Here is a 20982-nt window from a genome sequence, read left to right on the forward strand (position 1 = left end):
TGAACGGGCAAGCGCACCATCACGCGACGGCGCCGGATGTGCGTCCGCACGCGGGTTTGTGCAGCGCGCATGGCGAAACCGTTGACGGCGACATGACCCACTTTTATCTTCTGACCCAATCACGATCGGAATCACGAACTTCGTTCGAAATCACGGACATGACTTACGGACAGGGACGGTCTCGTATGCCTCGGATGTCTCACCCACCGCTCAGGAAACGCCGCAGATCACTGATCCTGTGTGTGCTCGCCGCGCTGCTGGCCCTGGTGGCCACCACTCAGCCGGCGTCCGCGGCGGACGGCCGCCCGTTCACCAACCCGCTGAAGTCGTTCAAGGGCGCCGACCCCTGGCTCCAGTACCACGACGGCAACTACTACCTGATCACCACGACGTTCACCGGCATCCTCGGTATCCGCAAGTCACCGACGCTCGCGGGCCTCGCCACCGCGCCCAACGTGCAGGTGTGGTCGGACACCACGTCGACGCGCAACACCAACTTCTGGGCGCCGGAGATGCACCTCTTCAACGGCCACTGGTACGTGTACTACTCCGCCGGCCAGAGCGGCGTCGCCTGCTGCGACTCCCAGCGCACGCATGTGCTGGAGAGCGCCGGTACGGATCCGATGGGGCCCTACACCTACAAGGGTTCGCTGACCGGGTCCAATCTCACGCCGGGCGGCTGGCTGATCGACGCGAGCGTGCTCCAGGCGGACAACAGGCTGTACCTGGTCGGCAGCGGGTTCATCAACAGCAGCACGCAGAGCCTGGTCATCGCCCCGCTGAGCAATCCGTACACCCTGGCGAGCAGCACCTTCACGGTCATCTCCAGCCCGACCCTGGACTGGGAGCGCTCCGGCAGTCCCGTCAACGAGGGCCCCGAGCCGCTGTACCACGACGGCCGCACCTTCCTGACGTACTCCGCGAGCTCCTGCCAGACCGCCGACTACAAGCTCGGACAGCTGGAGTTGACCGGCACGGATCCCCTCAACCCGGCGTCCTGGACGAAGAAGCAGACACCCGTCTTCCAGCGCAGTGACGCGGGCGGCGTGTACGGCCCCGGCCACAACGGCTTCTTCACCTCGCCCGACGGCACCGAGAACTGGATCGTCTACCACGCCAACTCCGCGTCGAACGGCGGCTGCGGCAACGGACGGACCACGCGCGCCCAGGAGTTCACCTGGAACGCCGACGGCACCCCGGACTTCGGCACCCCTGTCGCACTCGGCACCACCCTCCCCGGCCCGTCCGGCGAGACGGCGGCGACGCCGACGGCGTACGCCCTCGTCAACCGCAACAGCGGCAAGTGCCTTGACGTGAACGGCGGCAACACCGCGGACGGCACCGACATCTTCCAGTGGACCTGCACCGGCGGGGCCAACCAGAGGTGGAAGGTCGAGGACCTCGGCGACGACACCAACCGGCTGGTCAACGTCGCGACCGGCAAGGTGATGGACGTCTCCGACTGCTCCGCGACCGACGGCGCCGACATCCGGCAGTGGTCGTGGCTCAACAACAAGTGCCAGCGCTACCGCCTGGTGTTCACCGCCTCCGGCGACCACGTCCGGATCGTCAACGAGTCCACCGGCAAGGTCGCGGACGTGGCCGACTGCTCCGCCGCGAACGGCGCCGACGTGCGCCAGTGGACCTGGCTGAACAACAACTGCCAGCAGTGGCGCCTCGTCCCCACGACCTGACCGGCCTCCTCGCACCTGGAGAACTCCCTTGAGACGCATAGCCGTACGGCTGCTCATGGCCGTCCTCGTCGGCCTAGCGGCCTGCCTGACGGGGCCGGCGCCCGCCGCCCGGGCCGCCGTCCCCGACTCCCCCGCCGTGACCTACACCAACCCGATCGCGGAGAAGCGGGCCGACCCGCACATCTTCAAACACACCGACGGCTACTACTACTTCACCGCGACCGTCCCCGCGTACGACCGCATCGTGCTGCGCCGGGCGACCACCATCCAGGGCCTGTCGACGGCACAGGAGGTCACCGTCTGGACCAAGCACTCCAGCGGTGTGATGGGCGCGCACATCTGGGCGCCGGAGATCCACTTCATCGACGGCAAGTGGTACGTCTACTTCGCCGCCGGCGCGACCGACGACGTGTGGGCGATCCGGATGTACGTCCTGGAAGGCACCGGCGCCAACCCGCTGACCGCCACCTGGGCGGAGAAGGGGCAGATCAAGACCCAGTGGGAGAGCTTCTCCCTGGACGCCACGACCTTCGTCGTGAACGGGGTCAGATATCTGGCCTGGGCCCAGCGCGACCCGTCCGTGAACAACAACACGGACATCTACCTCGCGAGGATGGCCAACCCCTGGACCATCACCGGCACTCCGGTGATGCTGTCACGGCCCACCTACTCCTGGGAGACCGTCGGCTACAAGGTCAACGAGGGCCCTGCGGTGATCCAGCACGGCGGCAAGGTCTTCATGTCGTACTCCGCCAGTGCCACCGACAGCAACTACTGCCTGGGGCTGCTGACCGCCTCCGCGGGCGCCGACCTGCTCAACGCGGCGAACTGGAGCAAGAGTTCCACGCCGGTGTTCACCAGCAACGCCTCGACCAGCCAGTACGGTCCGGGCCACAACTCCTTCACCGTCTCCGAGGACGGCAAGAGCGACATCCTCGTCTATCACGACCGCGGCTACAAGGACATCACCGGCGATCCGCTGGGCGACCCCAACCGCCGCACCCGCGTCCAGAAGCTGTACTGGAAGGCCGACAGCACCCCCGACTTCGGCATCCCGGTGGCCGACGGGGTCACGCCGCAGCGCTTCTCGTCGTACAACTTCGCCGACCGCTTCATCCGGCACTGGGAGTACCGGGCCCGTATCGAGGCCGCCGTCTCCCCGCTCGCGGACTCGCAGTTCCGCGTGGTCACCGGCCTGGCAGGCAGCGGCACGGTGTCGCTGGAGTCGGCCAACTTCCCCGGCTACTACCTGCGGCACAAGAACTTCGAGGTGTGGCTGGAGAAGAACGACGGCACGGCGGCCTTCGCATCCGACGCCACCTTCCGCCAGCGGGCCGGGCTGTCGGACTCGGCCGGGGTGTCGTACGAGTCGTACAACTACGCCGGGCGATACGTCCGGCACTACGACTACCTGTTGGTGGTGCAGGCACCGAGCACCGCGACGGATCGGGCGGACGCCACGTTCTACGCTCAGTAAGACAGCGGAAAACGCAGGTCAGACCCTATAAACACTCCACTATACATGGCGAGTATACTCGCCATGTATAGTCGCGACATGCCTTTTCCGATCAAGAAGATGAAAAAGCCGTGGGTCTGGTTGTGTGCCGCCGCCGTTCTCGTGGTGGCCGCTTCCTTGGTGGCCTTCTCGCAGTACACGCACCTGGACACCACGTCACCCGGCGACGCCCGGGCACAGGCCACGTCCACCGCCACCAAGGCCCGCACCGGCGGCGTCGACTGCCGCGAGGCCAAGTGCGTCGCGCTGACCTTCGACGCCGGGCCCAGCGAGCACTCCGCGCGGCTGCTCGACATCCTGAAGGACGAGAAGGTCCCGGCGACCTTCTTCCTGCTCGGCAAGCGGCACATCGAGAAGTACCCGGAGCTGGTCGAGCGGATGGCCGACGAGGGCCATGAGGTGGCCAACCACACCTGGGACCACAAGAGACTCACGGAGCTGGAGGCCGACGAGATACGCGAGGAGATAGACCGCCCGAACAAGGCGATAGAGCGCCTCATCGGGCGTCGCCCCACACTGATGCGCCCGCCGCAGGGCCGGACGAACGACACGGTGCACGACATCTGCCGCGAGCTGGGGATGTCGGAGGTCCTGTGGAGCGTGACGGCCAAGGACTACACGACCAATGACTCCAAGCTCATAGAACAGCGTGTCCTGGACCAGACCGAACGGGACGGCATCATCCTGCTGCACGACATCTACGACGGGACCGTGCCGGCGGTGCCCGGGATCATCGACGAGCTGAAGGAGCGGGGGTTCGTGTTCGTGACCGTGCCGCAGTTGCTGGCGCCGGGGCAGGCCGAGCCGGGGAAGGTGTACCGGTGAGCCGTCTCACCGGGTGAGCGGTCGCGCGGACCGTGCACCTTGGCCTGCCGCGGTCAGAAGACGACGGACCAGCCCTCGCGCCCTGCCTGATCGGCGGTGTACGAGACGCCGTCCACCTTGAGTTTCGCCGCGTCGAGGAGGCTGATCTCACCGCCGTGGTTGCCGAGTTGGGCCCCGGCGTCGAGGCGCACGGTGAGACTGACCCCGGGCGCGAGCGGGCCGGCGGGCACGGCGGAGTGCCGGCCCAGCCGGTCCTGGATCTGCCATCCGGTCAGGTCGACGGGGTCGGGCGAGGCGTTGAGCAGGGTGACGCTCTCGGCCTCGGGGGCGGGGCCCCGCGGGTTGACGAGGGCGGCGACGATACGGACGGGCCGGGTGCCGGGCACCGGACGCGAACCGTCGACATCCCCGATGGTGTGACCGGTGGCGTCGTCCGTCTTCCAGGACTGGCTCTGGAAGGCGAGGAAGATCCCGACCCAGCGGGACTGCGCCCGGAAGTGGATGAGCAGTCCGCCGTCCTGCCAGACGCCGTCGTCGCCGCGGAAGCGGCCGCTGTTGCCCTGGTTCATATGGATGTCGTGGACGCCGTTGCCGGGCAGGAAGTCGAAGATCTTGTCCTTGACCCTGGCCTCGGGCCCCCAGCGCTCGCCGAACAGGTATACACGGGCCTCCTGGTCGGCGACCGCGCGGCGTACGGAGTGGTCGAGGAGGTCGGCGAGGTCGTTGTCGGGGCCCGCGAGGTCCGGGGGCAGCTTCCGCATCAGGGCCGGGTCGAAGAGGTTGCCGCGCACGAAGTCGAGGTTCGGGCCGCCGGGGCCGGGCGGCAGGGAGGTCCAGCCGCTCTCGAGTCCCTCCAGGCGGGCCGTGATCGGGTGCCGGAAGTCCTCGCCGACGAAGTAGAGCAGCTCGGAGGGCTGATGCTGGGACAGGACGTTGACGGCGGCACGGTAGTGGGTGCCGTGATCATCGGCGAGATGGATCTGGTAGTGCGGCGAGTCGTCACCGCCCTCGCGCCGGGTGTCGACGGCTCGTCCGATCAGTACGCCGTAGGCCTTCAGCGGCATGACGACCAACTCCCCCTGGAGGCGGGCGGATTGCCCGCTCTTGGGAGGAAGGGTACGGGGCGGGGGCGGCGGCCGAGGGCGAGTTCACCTCACGTACGTCTGCGCGCCGACAGGGGGCTGGACCCACTGCACGACCCGTATACGCCCGCGCCCTGACCAGCCCGGATCCCACAGGACCGGCCCGTAGGATCATTTCCGTGGCGAACTTCCTCCTCGAACGCACGGTTCCGCTCCCCCTCACCGAGGCGTGGCGCCGCCTGACGGAGTGGCCCCGCCATGGCGAGGTCGTCCCGCTCACCCGCGTCCGCGTCACGACCCCCGAGCCGACCCGCGAGGGCACCCGCTTCGTCGCCCGCTCCGGCCTCGGCCCGCTCTCCTTCGACGACCCGATGGAGGTGACCCTGTGGCAGCCTCCGCGGGACGACGACACGCCTGCTCTGTGCCGGTTGGAGAAGCGGGGCCGGGTGATCACGGGCTGGGCCGAGATCGAGGTACGGCCCGGTCCTGGCGGGCGTGCGCGGGTGCTGTGGCGGGAGGAGCTGCGGCTGCGGTTCGTGCCGGGGGGCATGGACGGGGTGGTGGAGCGGACGGGGCGGTTTGTGTTCGGGCGGGCCGTGAACCGGCTGCTGAGGCAGGCGTGACACCCGTCGAACGGGCCCGCTGGGAGGACCACTTCGCGCGGGGGCGCGGCTTTCGGAGCGTCCGTGAGCGCGAACTGCGGCTGCTCGGCGAGGCGGTGCGGCCCCGCGCGGGCGCCCGGGCCCTGGACATCGGCTGCGGGCTGGGCACCTACGCCGCCGCACTCGCCGGTCTCGGCTACGACACGCTCGCCGTCGACTGGTCGGATGCGGCGGTGGCTGCGACCCGTGACCGGTACGCGGATCTGGAGCCCCGGCTGAGCGTGGGCCGCCTGGACTTCGAGGACGCGGCGCAGGTGCGGGCGGCGCTGCCACGGGCCGGTTTCGACCTCGTGGCGATGCGACTGGTCCTCGCCTTCATGGCGGACAAGCGGGCGGCCGGGGAGCGGGTGCGGGAGTTGCTGGCGCCCGGCGGGGTGTGGGTGGTGACGACGCCGCTGGCCGAGCGACTGCCTCAGGAGCGGCGGTACATCGGGGTGACGGCAGAGGACGTGGCGGTCGTGACGGAAGGGTGGGGGCGTGGCGAGTGGTACGGCCTCGACGGGGGCGGCGTGCGGTGTTTCGTGCTGCGGGCGTGAGGCCCCGGATACGACCTGCCAGAGTGGGCGCCATGACGGAGACTGAGGCGACGGACTGGAAGCCGGACGAGGTCGAGGCGCTGGCGGTGGACGGGCTGCGGTGGCTGCTGTCCGTCGCGCGGGAGACCGGGGACGGCGGTCTCGGCTGGCCGACCAGGCCCTCCGACGACGAGCTGAACCCCATGCTCTACAGCGGTACGGCCGGAGTCGTCCCGGTTCTCCTCGAAGCATGGCGGCACTTCGGCGACGACTCCTACGCGGACGCGGCCCTGCGCGCGGCCCAGGGGCTCGCGGAGTCCGTCGAGAGCTGGGAGGACGACTCCCTGTACTTCGGCCGCACCGGAATGGCCCTCGCGCTGCGGGCCGTCCACGACGACCTGGGCGACAAGGCCGCCGGTACCGCCGCCGGCCGGGCCCTGGAGCTGGTGCGGGCGGGCTTCGACGGGACGCGTTGGGGCGAGCTGTTCGAGCTGATGGGCGGCAACGCCGGGATCGGTCTGGGTGCGCTCCTGGCCGGGGCGGACGACCTCGCCGTACAGGCGGTGGAGCCGTATGTCCGCACGGCCGAGCGGACGGCGGCGGGTGTGCAGTGGCAGCACCGGCCCGGCGCACCCGGCCGTTTGCACCACATCTCGCACGGCACGCTGGGCATCGTGTACGGCCTGGCCGCCGTCGGCCACGCGGCGGATCGCATCGACCTGGTCGAGCTGGCCCTGGCCGGAGCCGCCGACGTCGTGTCCCGTGACGAGGCCGAGCCCGGCGGTTTCCTCGCACCCCACTCCGACCCGCACCACCGCCCCGACATCGTGGCCCGCCACAACTACGGCTGGTGCCACGGCCCGGCCGGCGACGCCCAGGTCTTCCGTCTGCTGCGGGACGTCACCGGCGACCCCGTCTGGCCGGCGCTCGCCGACCGCTGCTGGCACAGCGTCACGCACTCCGGCCTGCCGAACCGGCTGCGCCCCGGCTTCTGGGACAACAACGGCCGCTGCTGCGGCACGGCGGGCGTGCTGGCCCTGGCCGGCGACCGGATCGCCGAGCAGGGCGACTCCCCCGGCTTCGCCCGGATCCTCGTCGCCGACATCGCCGCGCACGCCACCCGCGACGCCGACGGCGCCCGCTGGTCCAACGTCGAGCACCGGGCGAGCCCGAGCGAGCTCGAACCGCAGACCGGGTGGGCGATGGGCAACGCGGGCATCGTCCGCGAACTCCTGCGCCACGTCAGGATCGGCCGGGGCGGTGACCCGGGGTACACCTTCGCCTGGCCCGACCAGCCGGTGCCGAGGGCTCAGGCCACCGACCCGATCCGCCCGGCGGGCGAGGACGTCGACGTCGCGTCGTGATGGATCGGCGTGTGCGCACCCGTCAGTGAGACCCCGCTCCCGCCCCGCCGGTTGGCGACGATCTCCGAGGCGATCGACAGGGCCGTCTCCTCGGGCGTACGGGCGCCCAGGTCCAGGCCGATCGGGGAGCGCAGCCGGGCCAACTCCAGTTCGGTGACGCCGACCTGCCTGAGCCGCTCGTTGCGGTCCAGGTGGGTCCGGCGCGACCCCATCGCGCCCACGTACGCCACCGGCAGCCGCAGCGCCAGCTGGAGCAGGGGTACGTCGAACTTGGCGTCGTGGGTGAGCACGCACAGGACCGTCCGGGCGTCGACGGACGTCCGCTCCAGGTACCGGTGCGGCCATTCCACGACGATCTCGTCGGCCTCCGGGAAGCGGGCCCTGGTCGCGAAGACCGGGCGGGCGTCGCACACGGTCACGCGGTAGTTCAGGAACTTGCCGATCCGCACCAGCGCAGACGCGAAGTCGATCGCGCCGAAGACGATCATCCGGGGCGGCGGGACCGAGGACTCGACGAGCACCGTGAGCGGCGCTCCGCAGCGCGAGCCCTGTTCGCCGATCTCCAGGGTCGCGGTGCGGCCGACGTCGAGGAAGGCGACCGCCTCCGCGGCGACGGTGCGGTCCAGTTCGGGGTGGGCGCCGAAGCCGCCCTCGTACGTGCCGTCGGGGCCGACCACAAGGGCGAGGCCCATCAGGTCCTGCGGCCCCGACACGATCCGTGCCACCGCCGCCGCCTCCCCGCTCGCGGCCGCCCGCAGCGCGGCCGCGAGCACGGGGCGGGCCGGGTCGGTGGAACGTACCGGGGTGACCAGGATGTCGATGATGCCCCCGCACGTCAGACCGACGGCGAAGGCGTCCTCGTCGCTGTACCCGAAGCGCTCCAGGACCGTCTCGCCGTCCTGCAGCGCCTGTTGGCACAGCTCGTACACCGCGCCCTCCACACAGCCGCCGGAGACCGACCCGATCGCCGTGCCGTCGGCGTCCACCGCGAGCGCGGCACCGGGTTGGCGGGGCGCGCTGCCGCCGACCGCCACCACGGTGGCCACGGCGAAGTCGCGTCCCTGCTCGACCCACCGGTGCAGCTCTTCGGCGATGTCCAGCATCTGTCGGTCTCCTTAAAGCGGTTGTGCGGAGGGCGGTTCACGCACTTGCTAGTGCACGCCCATCCAGCTCTCAATGGGATTGAGGGCGAAATAGACCAGGAAGATGCCTGTCAGGGCCCACATGAACGCCCCGATCTCCCGTGCCTTGCCCTGCGCGACCTTGATCGCGACGTACGAGATGACACCGGCCGCGACACCGGCCGTGATGGAGTACGTGAACGGCATGATCACGACCGTGAGGAACACCGGGATCGCGGTGGCCCGGTCGGACCAGTCCACGTGCCGCGCGTTCATCATCATCATGGCGCCGATCACCACCAGGGCCGCCGCCGCGACCTCGCCCGGCACGATCGCCGTGAGCGGCGTGAAGAACAGACAGGCCGCGAAGAACAGGCCGGTGACGACCGAGGAGAGACCCGTACGGGCACCCTCGCCGACACCCGTGGCCGACTCGACGAACACGGTCTGGCCCGACGCGCCGGACACGCCGCCGATCGCACCGCCAGCGCCGTCGATGAACAGCGCCTTGGACAGGCCCGGCATCCGGCCCTTGTCGTCGGCGAGCTTGGCCTCGGTGCCGACGCCGATGATCGTCGCCATCGCGTCGAAGAACCCGGCGAGCACGAGGGTGAAGACGATCATTCCGACCGTCATCGCGCCCACTTCGCCCCAGCCCCCGAACTCGACATTGCCGAAGATCGAGAAGTCGGGCATGGACACCGCGCTGCCGTGCAGTTCGGGAGCGCCGCTGGCCCACTGCTTGGGGTTGATGACGTCGAACGCGTTGAGGGCGACGGCGAGTACGGTGCCGCCGACGATGCCGATCAGGATGGCGCCGGGGACGCCGCGCGCCTGGAGCATGAAGATCGCCAGGAGTGTGACCGCGAAGAGCATCACCGGCCAGCCGGCCAGTTCGCCCGCCGGGCCGAGGGTGACCGGGGTCGCCTCGCCCTGGTGCACGAAACCGGCCTTGTAGAAGCCGATCAGGGCGACGAACAGGCCGATGCCCATGGTGATCGCGTGCTTCAGCGCGAGCGGGATCGCGTTCATGATCATCTCGCGCAGGCCGGTGACGACCAGCAGCATGATGACCACGCCGTACATCACACACATGCCCATGGCCTGCGGCCAGGACATCTGCGGGGCGACCTGCGAGGCGAGGACGCCGGAGACGGAGAGGCCGGCGGCGAGGGCCAGCGGCACCTTGCCGAAGAAGCCCATCAGCAGCGTGGTGAAGGCCGCCGCGAACGCGGTCGCGGTGATGAGGGCCTTCTGCGCGAGGGTGTCCCCGGCCGCGTCCTTGCCGGACAGGATCAACGGGTTGAGCAGAAGGATGTACGCCATCGCCATGAAGGTCGTGACGCCGCCGCGCACCTCGCGCGCGACCGTGGAGCCTCGGTGGGATATGTGGAAGTACCGGTCGAGCCACGACCTGCCGGCGGAGATACGGGTTCCTGCACCCGCGTCCTCGGCGGTGGTCGTCGGCTCCAGTGACTGCTGGGTCATGTGGGCCTACTCCCAAGGTTCAAAGGGGCACCCGCGCGGCCGCCCTGACGGCAGCGGGATTTGGGAAGGTGCTTCGGCCGCACGACCCGGGGGACGGCCCGAGACGAACGAACAGGATCTGCGGTGCTGGTACTTGCTGGTCAAGTTCCGCGAGCGGTGCGGTACTTGGTTCCTCCGGGCGGCGCGGCGAAGTGTGACGTTCCCGGCACCGCCCGGAGAGCCTTGCTGGATTCCTTGCGGATTCCTCGCTGATTTCCTTACGCCGTGCCGGTGAGGTGTTCCGGCCGTACCGGCGTCCGGTTCAGCTCCAGCCCGGTCGCGTTCCGGATCGCCGCGAGGACGGCCGGGGTCGACGACAGGGTGGGGGCCTCGCCGATGCCCCGCAGCCCGTACGGGGCGTGGTCGTCGGCAAGTTCGAGCACATCGACGGGGATGGTCGGTGTGTCGAGGATCGTGGGGATGAGGTAGTCCGTGAAGGAGGGGTTGCGCACCTTCGCGGTCTTGGGGTCGACGATGATCTCCTCCATGACCGCCACGCCGAGACCCTGCGTGGTACCGCCCTGGATCTGGCCGATGACGGACAGCGGATTGAGTGCCTTGCCGACGTCCTGGGCGCAGGCCAGCTCGATCACCTTCACCAGGCCGAGTTCGGTGTCCACCTCTACGACGGCGCGGTGCGCCGCGAAGGAGTACTGGACGTGGCCGTTGCCCTGGCCGGTGCGCAGGTCGAAGGCCTCGGTCGGACGGTGCCGCCACTCGGCCTCGATCTCGACCGTCTCGCCTTCGAGCACGTCCGCCAGGTCGGCGAGCACTTCGCCGCCGTCGGTGACGACCTTGCCGCCCTCCAGGAGCAGTTCGGCGGTGGCCCAGGCGGGGTGGTAGGAGCCGAACTTGCGACGCCCGATCTCCAGGACCTTCTCGCGGACGAGCTCGCAGGAGTTCTTGACGGCGCCGCCCGTGACGTACGTCTGACGCGACGCGGACGTCGATCCGGCGCTGCCCACCTGGGTGTCCGCGGGGTGGATGGTCACCTGTGTGACGCCCAGCTCGGTGCGGGCGATCTGCGCATGGACGGTGACACCGCCCTGGCCGACCTCCGCCATCGCCGTGTGCACGGTGGCGACGGGCTCGCCGCCGATGACCTCCATGCGCACCTTGGCGGTGGAGTAGTCGTCGAAGCCCTCGGAGAAGCCGACGTTCTTGATGCCGACCGCGTAGCCGACACCGCGTACGACGCCTTCGCCGTGCGTGGTGTTGGACAGGCCGCCGGGCAGCTGCCGTACGTCCGCGCCCTCGCTGGACTCCCACTGGCGCTCCGGCGGCAGGGGCATCGCCTTGACGCGGCGCAGGAGTTCGGCGACCGGCGCCGGGGAGTCGACCGGCTGGCCGGTGGGCATGATCGTGCCCTGCTCCATGGCGTTCAGCTGCCGGAACGCCACCCGGTCCATCCCGACCTCGTCGGCCAGCCTGTCCATCTGCGCCTCGTAGGCGAAGCACGCCTGGACCGCGCCGAAGCCGCGCATGGCGCCGCAGGGCGGGTTGTTGCTGTAGAGGGCGAGGGCCTCGATGTCGACGTCCTCGACCACGTACGGGCCGATCGCCAGCGAGGCGGCGTTGCCGACGACGGCCGGGGAGGCGGAGGCGTAGGCGCCGCCGTCCAGCACGATGCGGCACTTCACATGGGTGAGCTTGCCGTCCTTCGTGGCCCCGTGCTCGTAGTGGAGCTTGGCGGGGTGGCGGTGGACGTGCCCGAAGAAGGACTCGAACCGGTTGTAGACGATCTTGACCGGCTTGCCGGTGCGCATCGCCAGGAGGCAGGCGTGGATCTGCATCGACAGGTCCTCGCGGCCGCCGAAGGCACCGCCGACGCCGGACAGCGTCATCCGGACCTTGCGCTCGGGCAGGCCGAGGACCGGGGCGATCTGCTTCAGGTCGCTGTGCAGCCACTGGGTGGCGATGTAGAGGTGGACGCCGCCGTCCTCGTCCGGCACGGCGAGTCCCGACTCGGGACCGAGGAAGGCCTGGTCCTGCATGCCGAAGGTGTACTCGCCCTTGACCACGAAGTCGGCCCGCTCGGCGGCCGTCGCGGCGTCACCGCGGAAGATCGGCTGGCGGTGGACGATGTTCGGGTGCGGGACATGACCGATGTGGTGGTCGTCGCGGCCCTCGTGGACGAGGATCGCGTCCGGCGCGGTCGCTGAGGCCTCGTCGGTGATGACGGGCAGCTCGCGGTAGTCGACCTTGATCTTCGCCGCGGCACGACGCGCGGTCTCCGGGTGGTCGGCGGCGACGATGGCGACCGGCTCGCCGTGATGACGTACCTTGCCGTGCGCGAGGACCGGGGTGTCCTGGATCTCCAGGCCGTAGTTCTTCACGTCGGTCGGCAGGTCGTCGTACGTCATGACGGCGTAGACACCCGCCATGGCCAGCGCCTCGCTCGTGTCGATCGACACGATCTCGGCATGCGCGACGGTCGAGCGGAGGATCTGGCCCCAGAGCATGTCCTCGTGCCACATGTCGGACGAGTACGCGAACTCGCCGGTGACCTTGAGGGTGCCGTCCGGGCGGAGCGTGGACTCGCCGATGCCGCCCTTGGTCTGGGAACCCTGGGTGATCTTCGTAGGAGCGCCATTGGTGGGCATGCTGCTCAGACCGCCTCTCCCTGCCGGGCGGCCGCGAGGCGGACCGCGTCCATGATCTTCTCGTAGCCCGTGCAGCGGCACAGGTTGCCCGACAGCGCCTCGCGGATGTCCGCGTCGGTCGGGTTGGGGTTGTGCTCCAGCATCTCGTCGGCGGCGACCAGCAGACCCGGCGTGCAGAAGCCGCACTGGACGGCGCCGGCGTCGATGAACGCCTGCTGGATCGTGGAGAGTTCGGTGCCCTCGCCGGTCTGCGAGTCCTGCCCCTTGGCCCCCCACTGCTGGGCGTCCTGGAGGGACGTACCGCAGGCGCCGGTGGCGCAGCCGCCGTGCTCGTCGCGCTGCTTGGCGAAGTCCGCCAGGCCCTCGACGGTGACGACCTCGCGGCCCTCGACCTGCCCGGCGGCGACCAGACACGAACACACGGGCACGCCGTCGAGGCGGACGGTGCAGGATCCGCACTCGCCCTGCTCACAGGCGTTCTTGGAACCCGGAAGCCCCATCCGCTCGCGCAGCACGTACAGCAGGGACTCGCCCTCCCACACGTCGTCGGCTTCCTGCGGACGTCCGTTGACAGTGAAGTTGACTCGCATTACGCGGCTCCCTCCGTGAGGCGGCGGTCGCCGCGGTACGACTCCCAGGTCCAGGTCAGCGTGCGGCGGGCCATGACGCCGACCGCGTGCCGGCGGTAGCTCGCCGTGCCCCGGACGTCGTCGATCGGGTTGCAGGCGCCCGAGCACAGCTCGGCGAACTGCTTGGCGACCGACGGGGTGATGATCTTGCCGTTGTCCCAGAAGCCGCCCTCTTCGAGCGCCGCGTTCAGGAACTCCTCGGCGGCCTTGGCCCGCACCGGCGTGGGGGCGGCCGAGCCGATCCCCGTACGCACGGTCCGCGTCTCGGGATGCAGCGCGAGCCCGAAGGCACACACGGCGATGACCATGGCGTTGCGGGTGCCGACCTTGGAGTACTGCTGGGGCCCGTCGGCCTTCTTCACATGCACGGCCCTGATCAGCTCGTCGGCGGCGAGCGCGTTGCGCTTCACGCCGGTGTAGAACTCGTCGATCGGGATACGGCGGCTGCCGCGCACCGACTCGACCTCGACCTCGGCGCCGGCCGCGAGGAGGGCGGGGTGGGCGTCGCCGGCCGGGGAGGCGGTGCCGAGGTTGCCGCCGACGCCGCCGCGGTTGCGGATCTGCGGGGAGGCGACCGTGTGCGAGGCGAGGGCGAGGCCCGGCAGCTCGGCGCGCAGGCTCTCCATGATCTTGGTGTACGGGACGGAGGCGCCGAGCCGCACCGTCTCCTCGCCGACCTCCCACTCGTAGAGGTCACCGATGCGGTTCAGGTCGAGAAGGTACTCGGGCCGACGGTGGTCGAAGTTGATCTCGACCATCACATCGGTGCCACCCGCAATCGGCACAGCGGTGGGGTGCTCGGCCTTCGCGGCGAGCGCCTCCTCCCAGCTGGCGGGGCGAAGGAAGTCCATGACCGGCTCTCTTCTTCGTCTCGTGGGGTCGTACGGTTTGAGCCAGATCAGGTGCGGCGAGCCCGGCTCGTTCATGTGCTGTTAACGCGCATTGACGTCAGTACACAGCGCTGTGCTCCACCAGGGTCAGTCACGGAAACCATGAAGGAGTTGGCTGGCCAGGGTGGGCATCTTGTAGATTCGTATGAACGGAGGTCACCAGTAACCTCCACGTCTTCCTCTGGAAACTTCGGGCACAGCCCTGTGACCTGGGACACCGTCCGAAAGACGACGAGCACCGCCCCCGGCGCCGCTCATCGGCCCGCGGAGCGGGCCGCCCGACAGACCCTTCAAGATTCATCGTAGGTTTCGAGACAAAGAACGGCGGCGACGAAATGCGGCTGCGCGCACTGCTGGACACGGACGCGCTGGGCCTCAAGCTGCTCGGCGGCGAGGATGAGCTGGACCGCACCGTGCGTGGTGTGATGACCACCGACCTCAGGGACCCCAGCCGCTATCTCTCGGGCGGTGAGCTGGTGCTCACGGGACTGGCCTGGCGTCGGAACGCCGCGGACTCCGACCCTTTCGTGCGCCTCCTCGCGCAGGCCGGTGTGGCGGCCCTGGCGGCCGGTGAGGCCGAGCTGGGCGACATCCCCGACGACCTGGTCGTGGCCTGCGCCCGGCATCGTCTGCCGCTCTTCGCGGTGCACGAGTCGGTGGCGTTCGCGACGGTGACCGAGCATGTCGTACGGCAGGTGAGCGGCGAGCGGGCCGGGGACCTCGCGGCCGTCGTCGACCGGCACCGCCGGATGATGACCTCGGGCCCGGCGGGCGGCGGCCCGGACGTGGTCCTGGACCTCCTGGGCTCCGACCTGGACCTGCGCGCGTGGGTGCTGTCGCCGGCGGGCCGGCTCATCGCGGGCTCGAAGGTCGCCGGCCCGGCGCTGCCCGCCGACGTGTACGCGAAGCTGGCGGCGGAGCATCTGACGGCCGCCCGGACGGGCCGCCGCGGCCCGCACCGGCTGAGCCTGGGCGGCACGACGTACTCCCTCTTCCCGATCCGCAGCAGCGGACGCTCCCCGCAGGCCTCGCGGGATGTGCGCGAGACGGTGCTGTCGGACTGGCTGCTGGCGGTGGCGGCGGACGCGAGCGACTGGCCCGAGGAGCGGCTCGACCTCCTCCAGGGCGTCACACAGCTGATCGCGGTGGAACGGGACCGCCGGGACGCGGCACGCACCGTCCGCCGCCGTCTCGCGCAGGAGATCCTCGAACTGGTCCAGACGGGCGCGGCACCCGGCGAGATCGCCGCACGTCTGAGGGTCGCCGCACCGGTCCTGCTGCCCGGTCTGGGCGCGGCCCCGCACTGGCAGATCGTGGTGGCCCGGGTCGAATGGGAGGAGGGTGACATCGAGGCGGGCCCGGTCGCCCAGTCCCTGCTCGAGGAGATCCTCGTCGACCCGCTGGCCACGGGCCCCGAGCCGTCCGACCGCATCGCGGTGGCCCACACCGGCGACGAGGCCATCGCGCTGGTCCCGCTGCCGGCGGTGTCCGCGGAGCACGACGGCTCGGAGGCCGGCATCCTCGCCGACGCGCTCCTGGAGTCGGTCCGCGACCCGCTCGCCGCGGGCCTCGACGGCGACGGCCGGGTGACGCTCGGCGTCAGCGCGGCGGTGCACTCGGCGGAGGGGCTGCGCGGCGCCCTGGAGGAGGCCCGGCACGCCCGCCGGGTGGCGGCGGCCCGGCCGGGGAGGGTCTGCGCGGCGGGTCACCAGGAGCTGGCGTCCCATGTCCTGCTCCTGCCCTTCGTCCCGGACGACGTCCGGCGCGCCTTCACCGCCCGCCTCCTCGACCCGCTGCGCGACTACGACCGCCGACACCGGGCCGAGCTGATCCCCACCCTCGAAGCCTTCCTGGACTGCGACGGCTCCTGGACCCGCTGCGCGACCCGGCTCCACCTGCACGTCAACACACTGCGCTACCGAGTGGGGAGGATCGAGCAGTTGACGAGCCGGGACCTCTCCCGGCTGGAGGACAAGCTGGATTTCTTCTTGGCATTGCGGATGAGTTGACCTCATCGGGACCCCGCGCCCGATGGCACCAAGTGCCGTCGCTGTCCCACGACTTTGTGAAATCCTTCACCCACCCTCTTGGCCGAGCGCGAAGATTCGTGCTGAGATGCCGCAACCACTCAACAGCTCGATGGCGTGCTCGGGGAGGGCGAGGTGGCGTATACCGCCATGTCTGGTAACGGAACGACCGCTGGTGACGATCCACTCCAGACCGCGGTATGGCGGCTGCGTTCACGCGCCTGCTGGGCGGACGCGGCGGCCCTGCTCCAGCCGGTCACCGCACCGGCAGCGCTGCAGCGGGCGTCACTGCTGGTGGAGCGCTGTCTCTACACCGAACAGGGCTGGGAGGAGGCCGAGGACGCCCTCCGCACGGCCGAGGCGCTCGCCCACGGTGACGACGAGCGGGGCGCGGCCGCTTGTGAAAGAGGGCAACTTGCCTACGCCGCGACACTGCACGGAGTGCGCGACCGGGCCGACGAGGCGCGGGCGGCGCTGGGCCGGGCGGCGGCGCTGATCCCTCCGGGAGCGGCGGGCAGGGCCCTCCTCGACTTCCGCCGAGGCCTCCTGGCAGAGAACCTGGCCCGCTCTCCGCAGTCCGCCCGGGCGGCCTACCGCCGCGCCCACGCAGGCGCGACGGCCCACGCCGACCCGCTCCTGCTCTCCTTCACCTGGCGCCACCTGGCCGGACTGGCCCTCCGCGACGGCGAGTTGGCGGAGGCCCGCCACGGTTTCGCCGAGTCCCTGCGCATCCGGGAGGAACTCGGCTACCTGGTGGGCACGGCCCCCGCGCTGGCGTCCCTGGCCGACGCGGAGACCGAACCGGAAGCGGCCCGCCTCCGCGAGGAGGCCCGCCGCCTGTTCCGCCTCCTGGGCGGCGTCCCCACCTGGCTGGCCCGCCAACTGACCCCGACACCACCGGCAACAGGAGCGGCAACGGCGTAGCGGCTCGCCCTACCAGGGGGCTCCGCCCCCCTGGACCCCCGTCGGCCCTGAAGGGGCCTCGTCCTCAAACGCCGGACGGGCTGAGAGATGCACACCGGCGCTGAGAGTCACCGTAGAAGCGCGTAGGCGGGCTGCCCCACCGGCCCGGCACCCGCGTACGGCGGCAAGGGGCCGTGCCGGCGGGTGTCCGCCCGCAGCGGCGGGCGTCAACGAAGAGCACCTCTCTGCCCGACGGCAACCGCCCGACCGAGGACGGACACCCCCCGGCACGGCCCCGACCCACCCACCACACCGCAGGCGCTACACGCACCCCCACCGACCCCGCACAGGCGCCGCAGGCACCCCGCGCAACTCAATGCGCGCCGGCGAAATGCTCCCCCACCAACGCCCGCACCACATCCAGATCCCGACCGATCAGCGCATCCAGCAGCGCAGTGTGCTCAGCCGCGTCGGCGATCAGATCGGCATGCCCCCGCCCCGAACCCCGCACAGGACTCACCAGAGGCCACTGAGCCCGCCGATGAAGGTCGTCGGCGATCTGAACCAGCTGTTCGTTGCCGCACAGCGACAGCACCGCACGATGGAAGGTACGGTCCGACTCCGCGTACGTAGCCCGGCACCCGGTCGACGCCGCCCGCACCGTCGCCTCGGCCAACGGCCGCATCTCCACCCACCGTTCGGCAGCCACCGTACGCGCGAGCCGCAACATCACCGGCACCTCGATCAGCGCCCGGACCTCGACCAGCTCCGCCAGCTCCCGAGCCCCCCGCTCGACCACCCGGAACCCCCGGTTGGGCACGACCTCGACGGCCCCCTCCAACGCGAGCTGCTGCATCGCCTCACGCACGGGCGTCGCGGAAACCCCGAACCGCTCCCCAAGCGCAGGCGCCGAATACACCGCCCCGGGCGTCAGCTCACCGCTGACCAGCGCGGTCCTCAGCGCGTCGAGGATCTGCCCCCGCACCGAGGCCCGCTGCACCAGCGGCCGCGGCCGCGGAATCGGCACCTCGCTGTGCGTGTGCTCACCCCGAGCGGTCGGCACCGAGGAATCACCCCGAAGACGCTCGGCGGCTTCGGCGGCCCGCTCCCCCTCCACACCACGCCCTTGCGGCGGCACCCGCAGCGCATCCGCGCGCACCTGAGAGCCCCCCTGACTTCCCGACACCGCGGAGCCCTGCGCACCCTGACTCACGGGTCCTCCTCCGGACGTGTCGGTACTTGGGGTCATTACGGCGGGTTGTTACTCACCCGTCAAGCACCATAGGCCCAGAACGCGACAGTTCAAACCGCAGCGATCTTGGGTAAGGTAAGCCTTACCTTTGAAGCCTCCCGAATCGGCGGTCCCCATGTCCGTGCCCCCCGTGGTCCTCGCAGACGCCTACACCCGTCTCACCGAGGTCCTCCCGGGGCTCGACATCACCCAGCCGCCCACCCGGGAACAGCTCCCGCGGCACGCCGGATGGATCACCGCGACCGCCCTGGCAGAGGGCGGCACCGACCTCGACACCTTCCTGTCCTGGGACGACGCACAGGTACGACGCGACTACGGAGAGCCCGCCCGCCCGGACGTAGTCGCCAGCTTCGGCCTGCACCGCTACGCCTGGCCCGCCTGTCTGCTGATCACCGTGCCGTGGTTCCTGCTCCGCCGCGTCCCCCGCTTCCCCGTGACACATGTCTCGTACGACCGCACGGCCCCCGGTTTCGCCATAGGCCGCCTGGCCGCCCGCCCCACCACCTTCGCCTGCCTCCCCGACGACCCGGCCGCTGGCCTGCCCGGCGCGAGGGTGGTCCCCGACGAGGAGGCACTGCGCGACGAGGTGCGCACCGCCGTCGCCGAGCACCTCCAACCGGTGCTCACCGGCTTCGGCCCGCGCATGCGCCGCCGCGGCCGCGCGCTGTGGGGCATGGCGACCGACGAGGTCGTCGAGGGCCTGTGGTACGTCGCCCATCTGCTCGGCGACGGGGAGCAGGACCGTGCCCGGCGCGAACTCGAACTGCTCCTGCCGGGCGCGACGAAGCCGTACGTGGGCTCTGCCGCCTTCCGTGAACTGACCGGACCGAACGGCGAGTCACTGCCCACCCGGGACCGGGCGAGCTGCTGCATGTTCTACACGGTGCGCCCCGAGGACACCTGCGCCACCTGCCCCCGCACCTGCGACGCGGACCGGGTCACCAAGCTTCTGGCCGCGGCGAGTTGAGGCTCCGTCAGACACGGCCGTAACCTTCCGTGCCGTAAGATCACCCGAGAGCGGGACACTCGTTTCGGTTACAGGCGTTTCACAAATTCCTCACTTAGCGCAGGAACTTTCCGTGGAACCACCCGCACGGGTAGTCTTGTTCGAACTCAACTCCTGCCCCTCAAGCGGCAGTTCGAGCAGAACGCCGCCGTGGGCATCCCCTTGCACTTCCTTGGCGGCCTCTTGCCCCGAAACCCCCTGAGGGCCAGCGGGATTGGGCCACTATGGCGGGCGTTACGCCCTATCCCAATGCAAGGGACCCCAGATGAGATTGACCGACATATCGCTGAACTGGCTGCTTCCGGGCGCCGTCCTGCTCCTGGGCCTGCTGGCGGCGATAGCGGTGCTTCGGCGCGGGAAGACCTCGGGGAAGGACGCAGGCGCGGACGACTCGTGGGAGCGCAGCGAAGAGCGCCGTAGGCGCAAGGAGGCCATATACGGCACCGCCTCCTATGTGCTCCTGTTCTGCTGTGCGGCCGTGGCCGCAGCCCTCTCCTTCCACGGCCTGGTCGGCTTCGGCGAGCAGAACCTCAACCTCCACAACGGCTGGCAGTACCTCGTGCCGTTCGGTCTGGACGGCGCCGCGATGTTCTGCTCCGTCCTCGCGGTGCGCGAGGCCAGCCACGGTGACGCGGCCCTCGGCTCCCGGATACTCGTATGGACGTTCGCGGCCGCCGCGGCCTGGTTCAACTGGGTGCACGCGCCCAGGGGCCTCGGCCATGACGGCGCCCCGCACTTCTTCGCAGGTATGTCCCTCTCCGCGGCCGTGCTGTTCGACCGGGCGCTGAAGCAGACCCGCCGGGCCGCCCTGCGCGAGCAGGGTCTGGTGCCCAGGCCCCTCCCCCAGATCCGGATCGTCCGCTGGCTGCGGGCGCCCCGCGAGACCTACAAGGCCTGGTCGCTGATGCTCCTGGAGGGCGTGCGCAGCCTGGACGAGGCGGTCGACGAGGTCCGGGAGGACAAGCGGCAGAAGGACGAGAGCCGGCTGCGCCGGCGCGACCAGCAGCGCATGGAGCGCGCCCAGCTGAAGGCCATCAGCCGCGGCCACCGCGGCTTCATCGGCCGCGGCAACGCACGGCAGACGGAGCCGCAGGCCCTGGAGCGCGCCTCCGCGTCGGTCTCCGCGGAGCCTGCCATATCCACGCCGGAACAGCTGCCCGTGCGTTCGCGTCCCTCGTTGCAGCCCGTACGCACCGGTTCTGATCCGGTGAAGGTCGACCTCACCGCGGAGGACGACACCATGGCGCTGCCGCGGCTCGACTCGCTGGAGCGCAAGCTCAAGGACCTTGAGCAGCAGTTCGGCTGAGCCCGCGTCTCATCGACGGGAAGGGGCGCGACCCGGGACTCGGGTCGCGACCCTTCCCGT

The 20982-nt window shown here is 70.5% G+C and carries 17 protein-coding genes; 10 read left to right on the forward strand and 7 right to left on the reverse strand.

Annotated elements, in window-relative coordinates; all coding sequences use genetic code 11:
- Window positions 1–194 precede the first annotated feature (194 nt).
- The 3 genes from ACFQ6S_RS14100 to ACFQ6S_RS14110 all read left to right on the forward strand — a co-directional run bounded on the left by ACFQ6S_RS14100 (window position 195) and on the right by ACFQ6S_RS14110 (window position 4035).
- Window positions 195–1694 carry a family 43 glycosylhydrolase gene (locus ACFQ6S_RS14100; RefSeq protein WP_383407872.1) on the forward strand — a complete coding sequence of 500 codons (1500 nt, stop codon included), beginning with the start codon at window positions 195–197 and terminating at the stop codon, window positions 1692–1694.
- Window positions 1695–1749: 55 nt separating this feature from the next.
- Window positions 1750–3171 (forward strand): family 43 glycosylhydrolase, encoded by a 1422-nt coding sequence (locus ACFQ6S_RS14105; protein WP_383409262.1) that lies wholly within the window; start codon window positions 1750–1752, stop codon window positions 3169–3171.
- Between the two features lie 78 nt (window positions 3172–3249).
- Window positions 3250–4035, forward strand: a complete 786-nt coding sequence (locus ACFQ6S_RS14110; protein ID WP_383407875.1) for a polysaccharide deacetylase family protein — start codon at window positions 3250–3252, stop codon at window positions 4033–4035.
- 53 nt (window positions 4036–4088) lie between these two features.
- Here the strand turns inward: ACFQ6S_RS14110 and ACFQ6S_RS14115 are convergent, their stop codons facing one another.
- Window positions 4089–5099 carry a DUF2278 family protein gene (locus ACFQ6S_RS14115; RefSeq protein ID WP_383407877.1) on the reverse strand — a complete coding sequence of 337 codons (1011 nt, stop codon included), beginning with the start codon at window positions 5097–5099 and terminating at the stop codon, window positions 4089–4091.
- Between the two features lie 197 nt (window positions 5100–5296).
- Here ACFQ6S_RS14115 and ACFQ6S_RS14120 point away from each other — a divergent pair, with 197 nt between their 5' ends.
- From ACFQ6S_RS14120 to ACFQ6S_RS14130, 3 genes are read left to right on the forward strand one after another with little or no spacing between them, the layout of a single operon-like run.
- Window positions 5297–5740: an SRPBCC family protein gene (locus ACFQ6S_RS14120; RefSeq protein ID WP_383407880.1), complete on the forward strand. Its 444-nt coding sequence runs from the start codon at window positions 5297–5299 to the stop codon at window positions 5738–5740.
- Window positions 5737–6315 carry a class I SAM-dependent methyltransferase gene (locus ACFQ6S_RS14125; protein ID WP_383407882.1) on the forward strand — a complete coding sequence of 193 codons (579 nt, stop codon included), beginning with the start codon at window positions 5737–5739 and terminating at the stop codon, window positions 6313–6315. The genes ACFQ6S_RS14120 and ACFQ6S_RS14125 overlap by 4 nt, the downstream gene beginning before the upstream one ends.
- Window positions 6316–6347: 32 nt before the next feature.
- Window positions 6348–7658, forward strand: a complete 1311-nt coding sequence (locus ACFQ6S_RS14130; RefSeq protein ID WP_383407885.1) for a lanthionine synthetase LanC family protein — start codon at window positions 6348–6350, stop codon at window positions 7656–7658.
- Here ACFQ6S_RS14130 and ACFQ6S_RS14135 read toward each other — a convergent pair.
- From ACFQ6S_RS14135 to ACFQ6S_RS14155, 5 genes are all read right to left on the reverse strand, one after another.
- Entirely contained in the window at window positions 7604–8761 is a 1158-nt protein-coding gene (locus tag ACFQ6S_RS14135; RefSeq protein WP_383407887.1) for an XdhC family protein, read from the reverse strand. The two genes, ACFQ6S_RS14130 and ACFQ6S_RS14135, sit on opposite strands and share 55 nt — an antisense overlap.
- A 48-nt stretch (window positions 8762–8809) precedes the next feature.
- Complete coding sequence (locus ACFQ6S_RS14140) at window positions 8810–10267, reverse strand: NCS2 family permease (protein WP_383407890.1); 1458 nt, start codon at window positions 10265–10267, stop codon at window positions 8810–8812.
- Between the two features lie 257 nt (window positions 10268–10524).
- Window positions 10525–12909, reverse strand: a complete 2385-nt coding sequence (locus ACFQ6S_RS14145) for a xanthine dehydrogenase family protein molybdopterin-binding subunit (protein WP_383407893.1) — start codon at window positions 12907–12909, stop codon at window positions 10525–10527.
- A 5-nt stretch (window positions 12910–12914) separates the two neighbouring features.
- Window positions 12915–13499, reverse strand: a complete 585-nt coding sequence (locus tag ACFQ6S_RS14150; protein WP_383407896.1) for a (2Fe-2S)-binding protein — start codon at window positions 13497–13499, stop codon at window positions 12915–12917.
- Complete coding sequence (locus tag ACFQ6S_RS14155) at window positions 13499–14389, reverse strand: FAD binding domain-containing protein (RefSeq protein WP_383407899.1); 891 nt, start codon at window positions 14387–14389, stop codon at window positions 13499–13501. The genes ACFQ6S_RS14150 and ACFQ6S_RS14155 overlap by 1 nt, the downstream gene beginning before the upstream one ends.
- Window positions 14390–14763: 374 nt before the next feature.
- Here ACFQ6S_RS14155 and ACFQ6S_RS14160 point away from each other — a divergent pair, with 374 nt between their 5' ends.
- Together ACFQ6S_RS14160 and ACFQ6S_RS14165 are read left to right on the forward strand one after the other, a co-directional pair.
- Entirely contained in the window at window positions 14764–16437 is a 1674-nt protein-coding gene (locus tag ACFQ6S_RS14160; RefSeq protein WP_383407902.1) for a PucR family transcriptional regulator, read from the forward strand.
- A 153-nt stretch (window positions 16438–16590) separates the two neighbouring features.
- Window positions 16591–17379, forward strand: coding sequence for a hypothetical protein (locus tag ACFQ6S_RS14165; RefSeq protein WP_383407905.1), 789 nt, complete (start codon window positions 16591–16593; stop codon window positions 17377–17379).
- A 352-nt stretch (window positions 17380–17731) separates the two neighbouring features.
- Here the strand turns inward: ACFQ6S_RS14165 and ACFQ6S_RS14170 are convergent, their stop codons facing one another.
- Window positions 17732–18571, reverse strand: coding sequence for a GntR family transcriptional regulator (locus ACFQ6S_RS14170; protein ID WP_383407907.1), 840 nt, complete (start codon window positions 18569–18571; stop codon window positions 17732–17734).
- Between the two features lie 154 nt (window positions 18572–18725).
- On the opposite strand from ACFQ6S_RS14170, the gene ACFQ6S_RS14175 reads away from it, so the two are divergent.
- Window positions 18726–19577 (forward strand): (2Fe-2S)-binding protein, encoded by an 852-nt coding sequence (locus tag ACFQ6S_RS14175; protein ID WP_383407910.1) that lies wholly within the window; start codon window positions 18726–18728, stop codon window positions 19575–19577.
- A gap of 304 nt (window positions 19578–19881) precedes the next feature.
- Entirely contained in the window at window positions 19882–20922 is a 1041-nt protein-coding gene (locus ACFQ6S_RS14180; protein WP_383407913.1) for a DUF2637 domain-containing protein, read from the forward strand.
- Window positions 20923–20982: the final 60 nt, after the last annotated feature.

The sequence above is a fragment of the Streptomyces sp. NPDC056479 genome, from assembly GCF_042795335.1.
GTDB lineage: Bacteria > Actinomycetota > Actinomycetes > Streptomycetales > Streptomycetaceae > Streptomyces.

Coding starts and splice junctions, on each gene's coding strand:
- ACFQ6S_RS14115 (WP_383407877.1), bottom strand. CDS start 5,099: ATGCCGCTGAAGGCCTACGGCGTACTGATCGGACGAGCCGTCGACACC.
- ACFQ6S_RS14145 (WP_383407893.1), bottom strand. CDS start 12,909: ATGCCCACCAATGGCGCTCCTACGAAGATCACCCAGGGTTCCCAGACC.
- ACFQ6S_RS14175 (WP_383407910.1), top strand. CDS start 18,726: ATGTCCGTGCCCCCCGTGGTCCTCGCAGACGCCTACACCCGTCTCACC.
- ACFQ6S_RS14135 (WP_383407887.1), bottom strand. CDS start 8,761: ATGCTGGACATCGCCGAAGAGCTGCACCGGTGGGTCGAGCAGGGACGC.
- ACFQ6S_RS14100 (WP_383407872.1), top strand. CDS start 195: ATGTCTCACCCACCGCTCAGGAAACGCCGCAGATCACTGATCCTGTGT.
- ACFQ6S_RS14155 (WP_383407899.1), bottom strand. CDS start 14,389: ATGGACTTCCTTCGCCCCGCCAGCTGGGAGGAGGCGCTCGCCGCGAAG.
- ACFQ6S_RS14130 (WP_383407885.1), top strand. CDS start 6,348: ATGACGGAGACTGAGGCGACGGACTGGAAGCCGGACGAGGTCGAGGCG.
- ACFQ6S_RS14110 (WP_383407875.1), top strand. CDS start 3,250: ATGCCTTTTCCGATCAAGAAGATGAAAAAGCCGTGGGTCTGGTTGTGT.
- ACFQ6S_RS14105 (WP_383409262.1), top strand. CDS start 1,750: ATGGCCGTCCTCGTCGGCCTAGCGGCCTGCCTGACGGGGCCGGCGCCC.
- ACFQ6S_RS14150 (WP_383407896.1), bottom strand. CDS start 13,499: ATGCGAGTCAACTTCACTGTCAACGGACGTCCGCAGGAAGCCGACGAC.
- ACFQ6S_RS14140 (WP_383407890.1), bottom strand. CDS start 10,267: ATGACCCAGCAGTCACTGGAGCCGACGACCACCGCCGAGGACGCGGGT.
- ACFQ6S_RS14160 (WP_383407902.1), top strand. CDS start 14,764: ATGCGGCTGCGCGCACTGCTGGACACGGACGCGCTGGGCCTCAAGCTG.
- ACFQ6S_RS14180 (WP_383407913.1), top strand. CDS start 19,882: ATGAGATTGACCGACATATCGCTGAACTGGCTGCTTCCGGGCGCCGTC.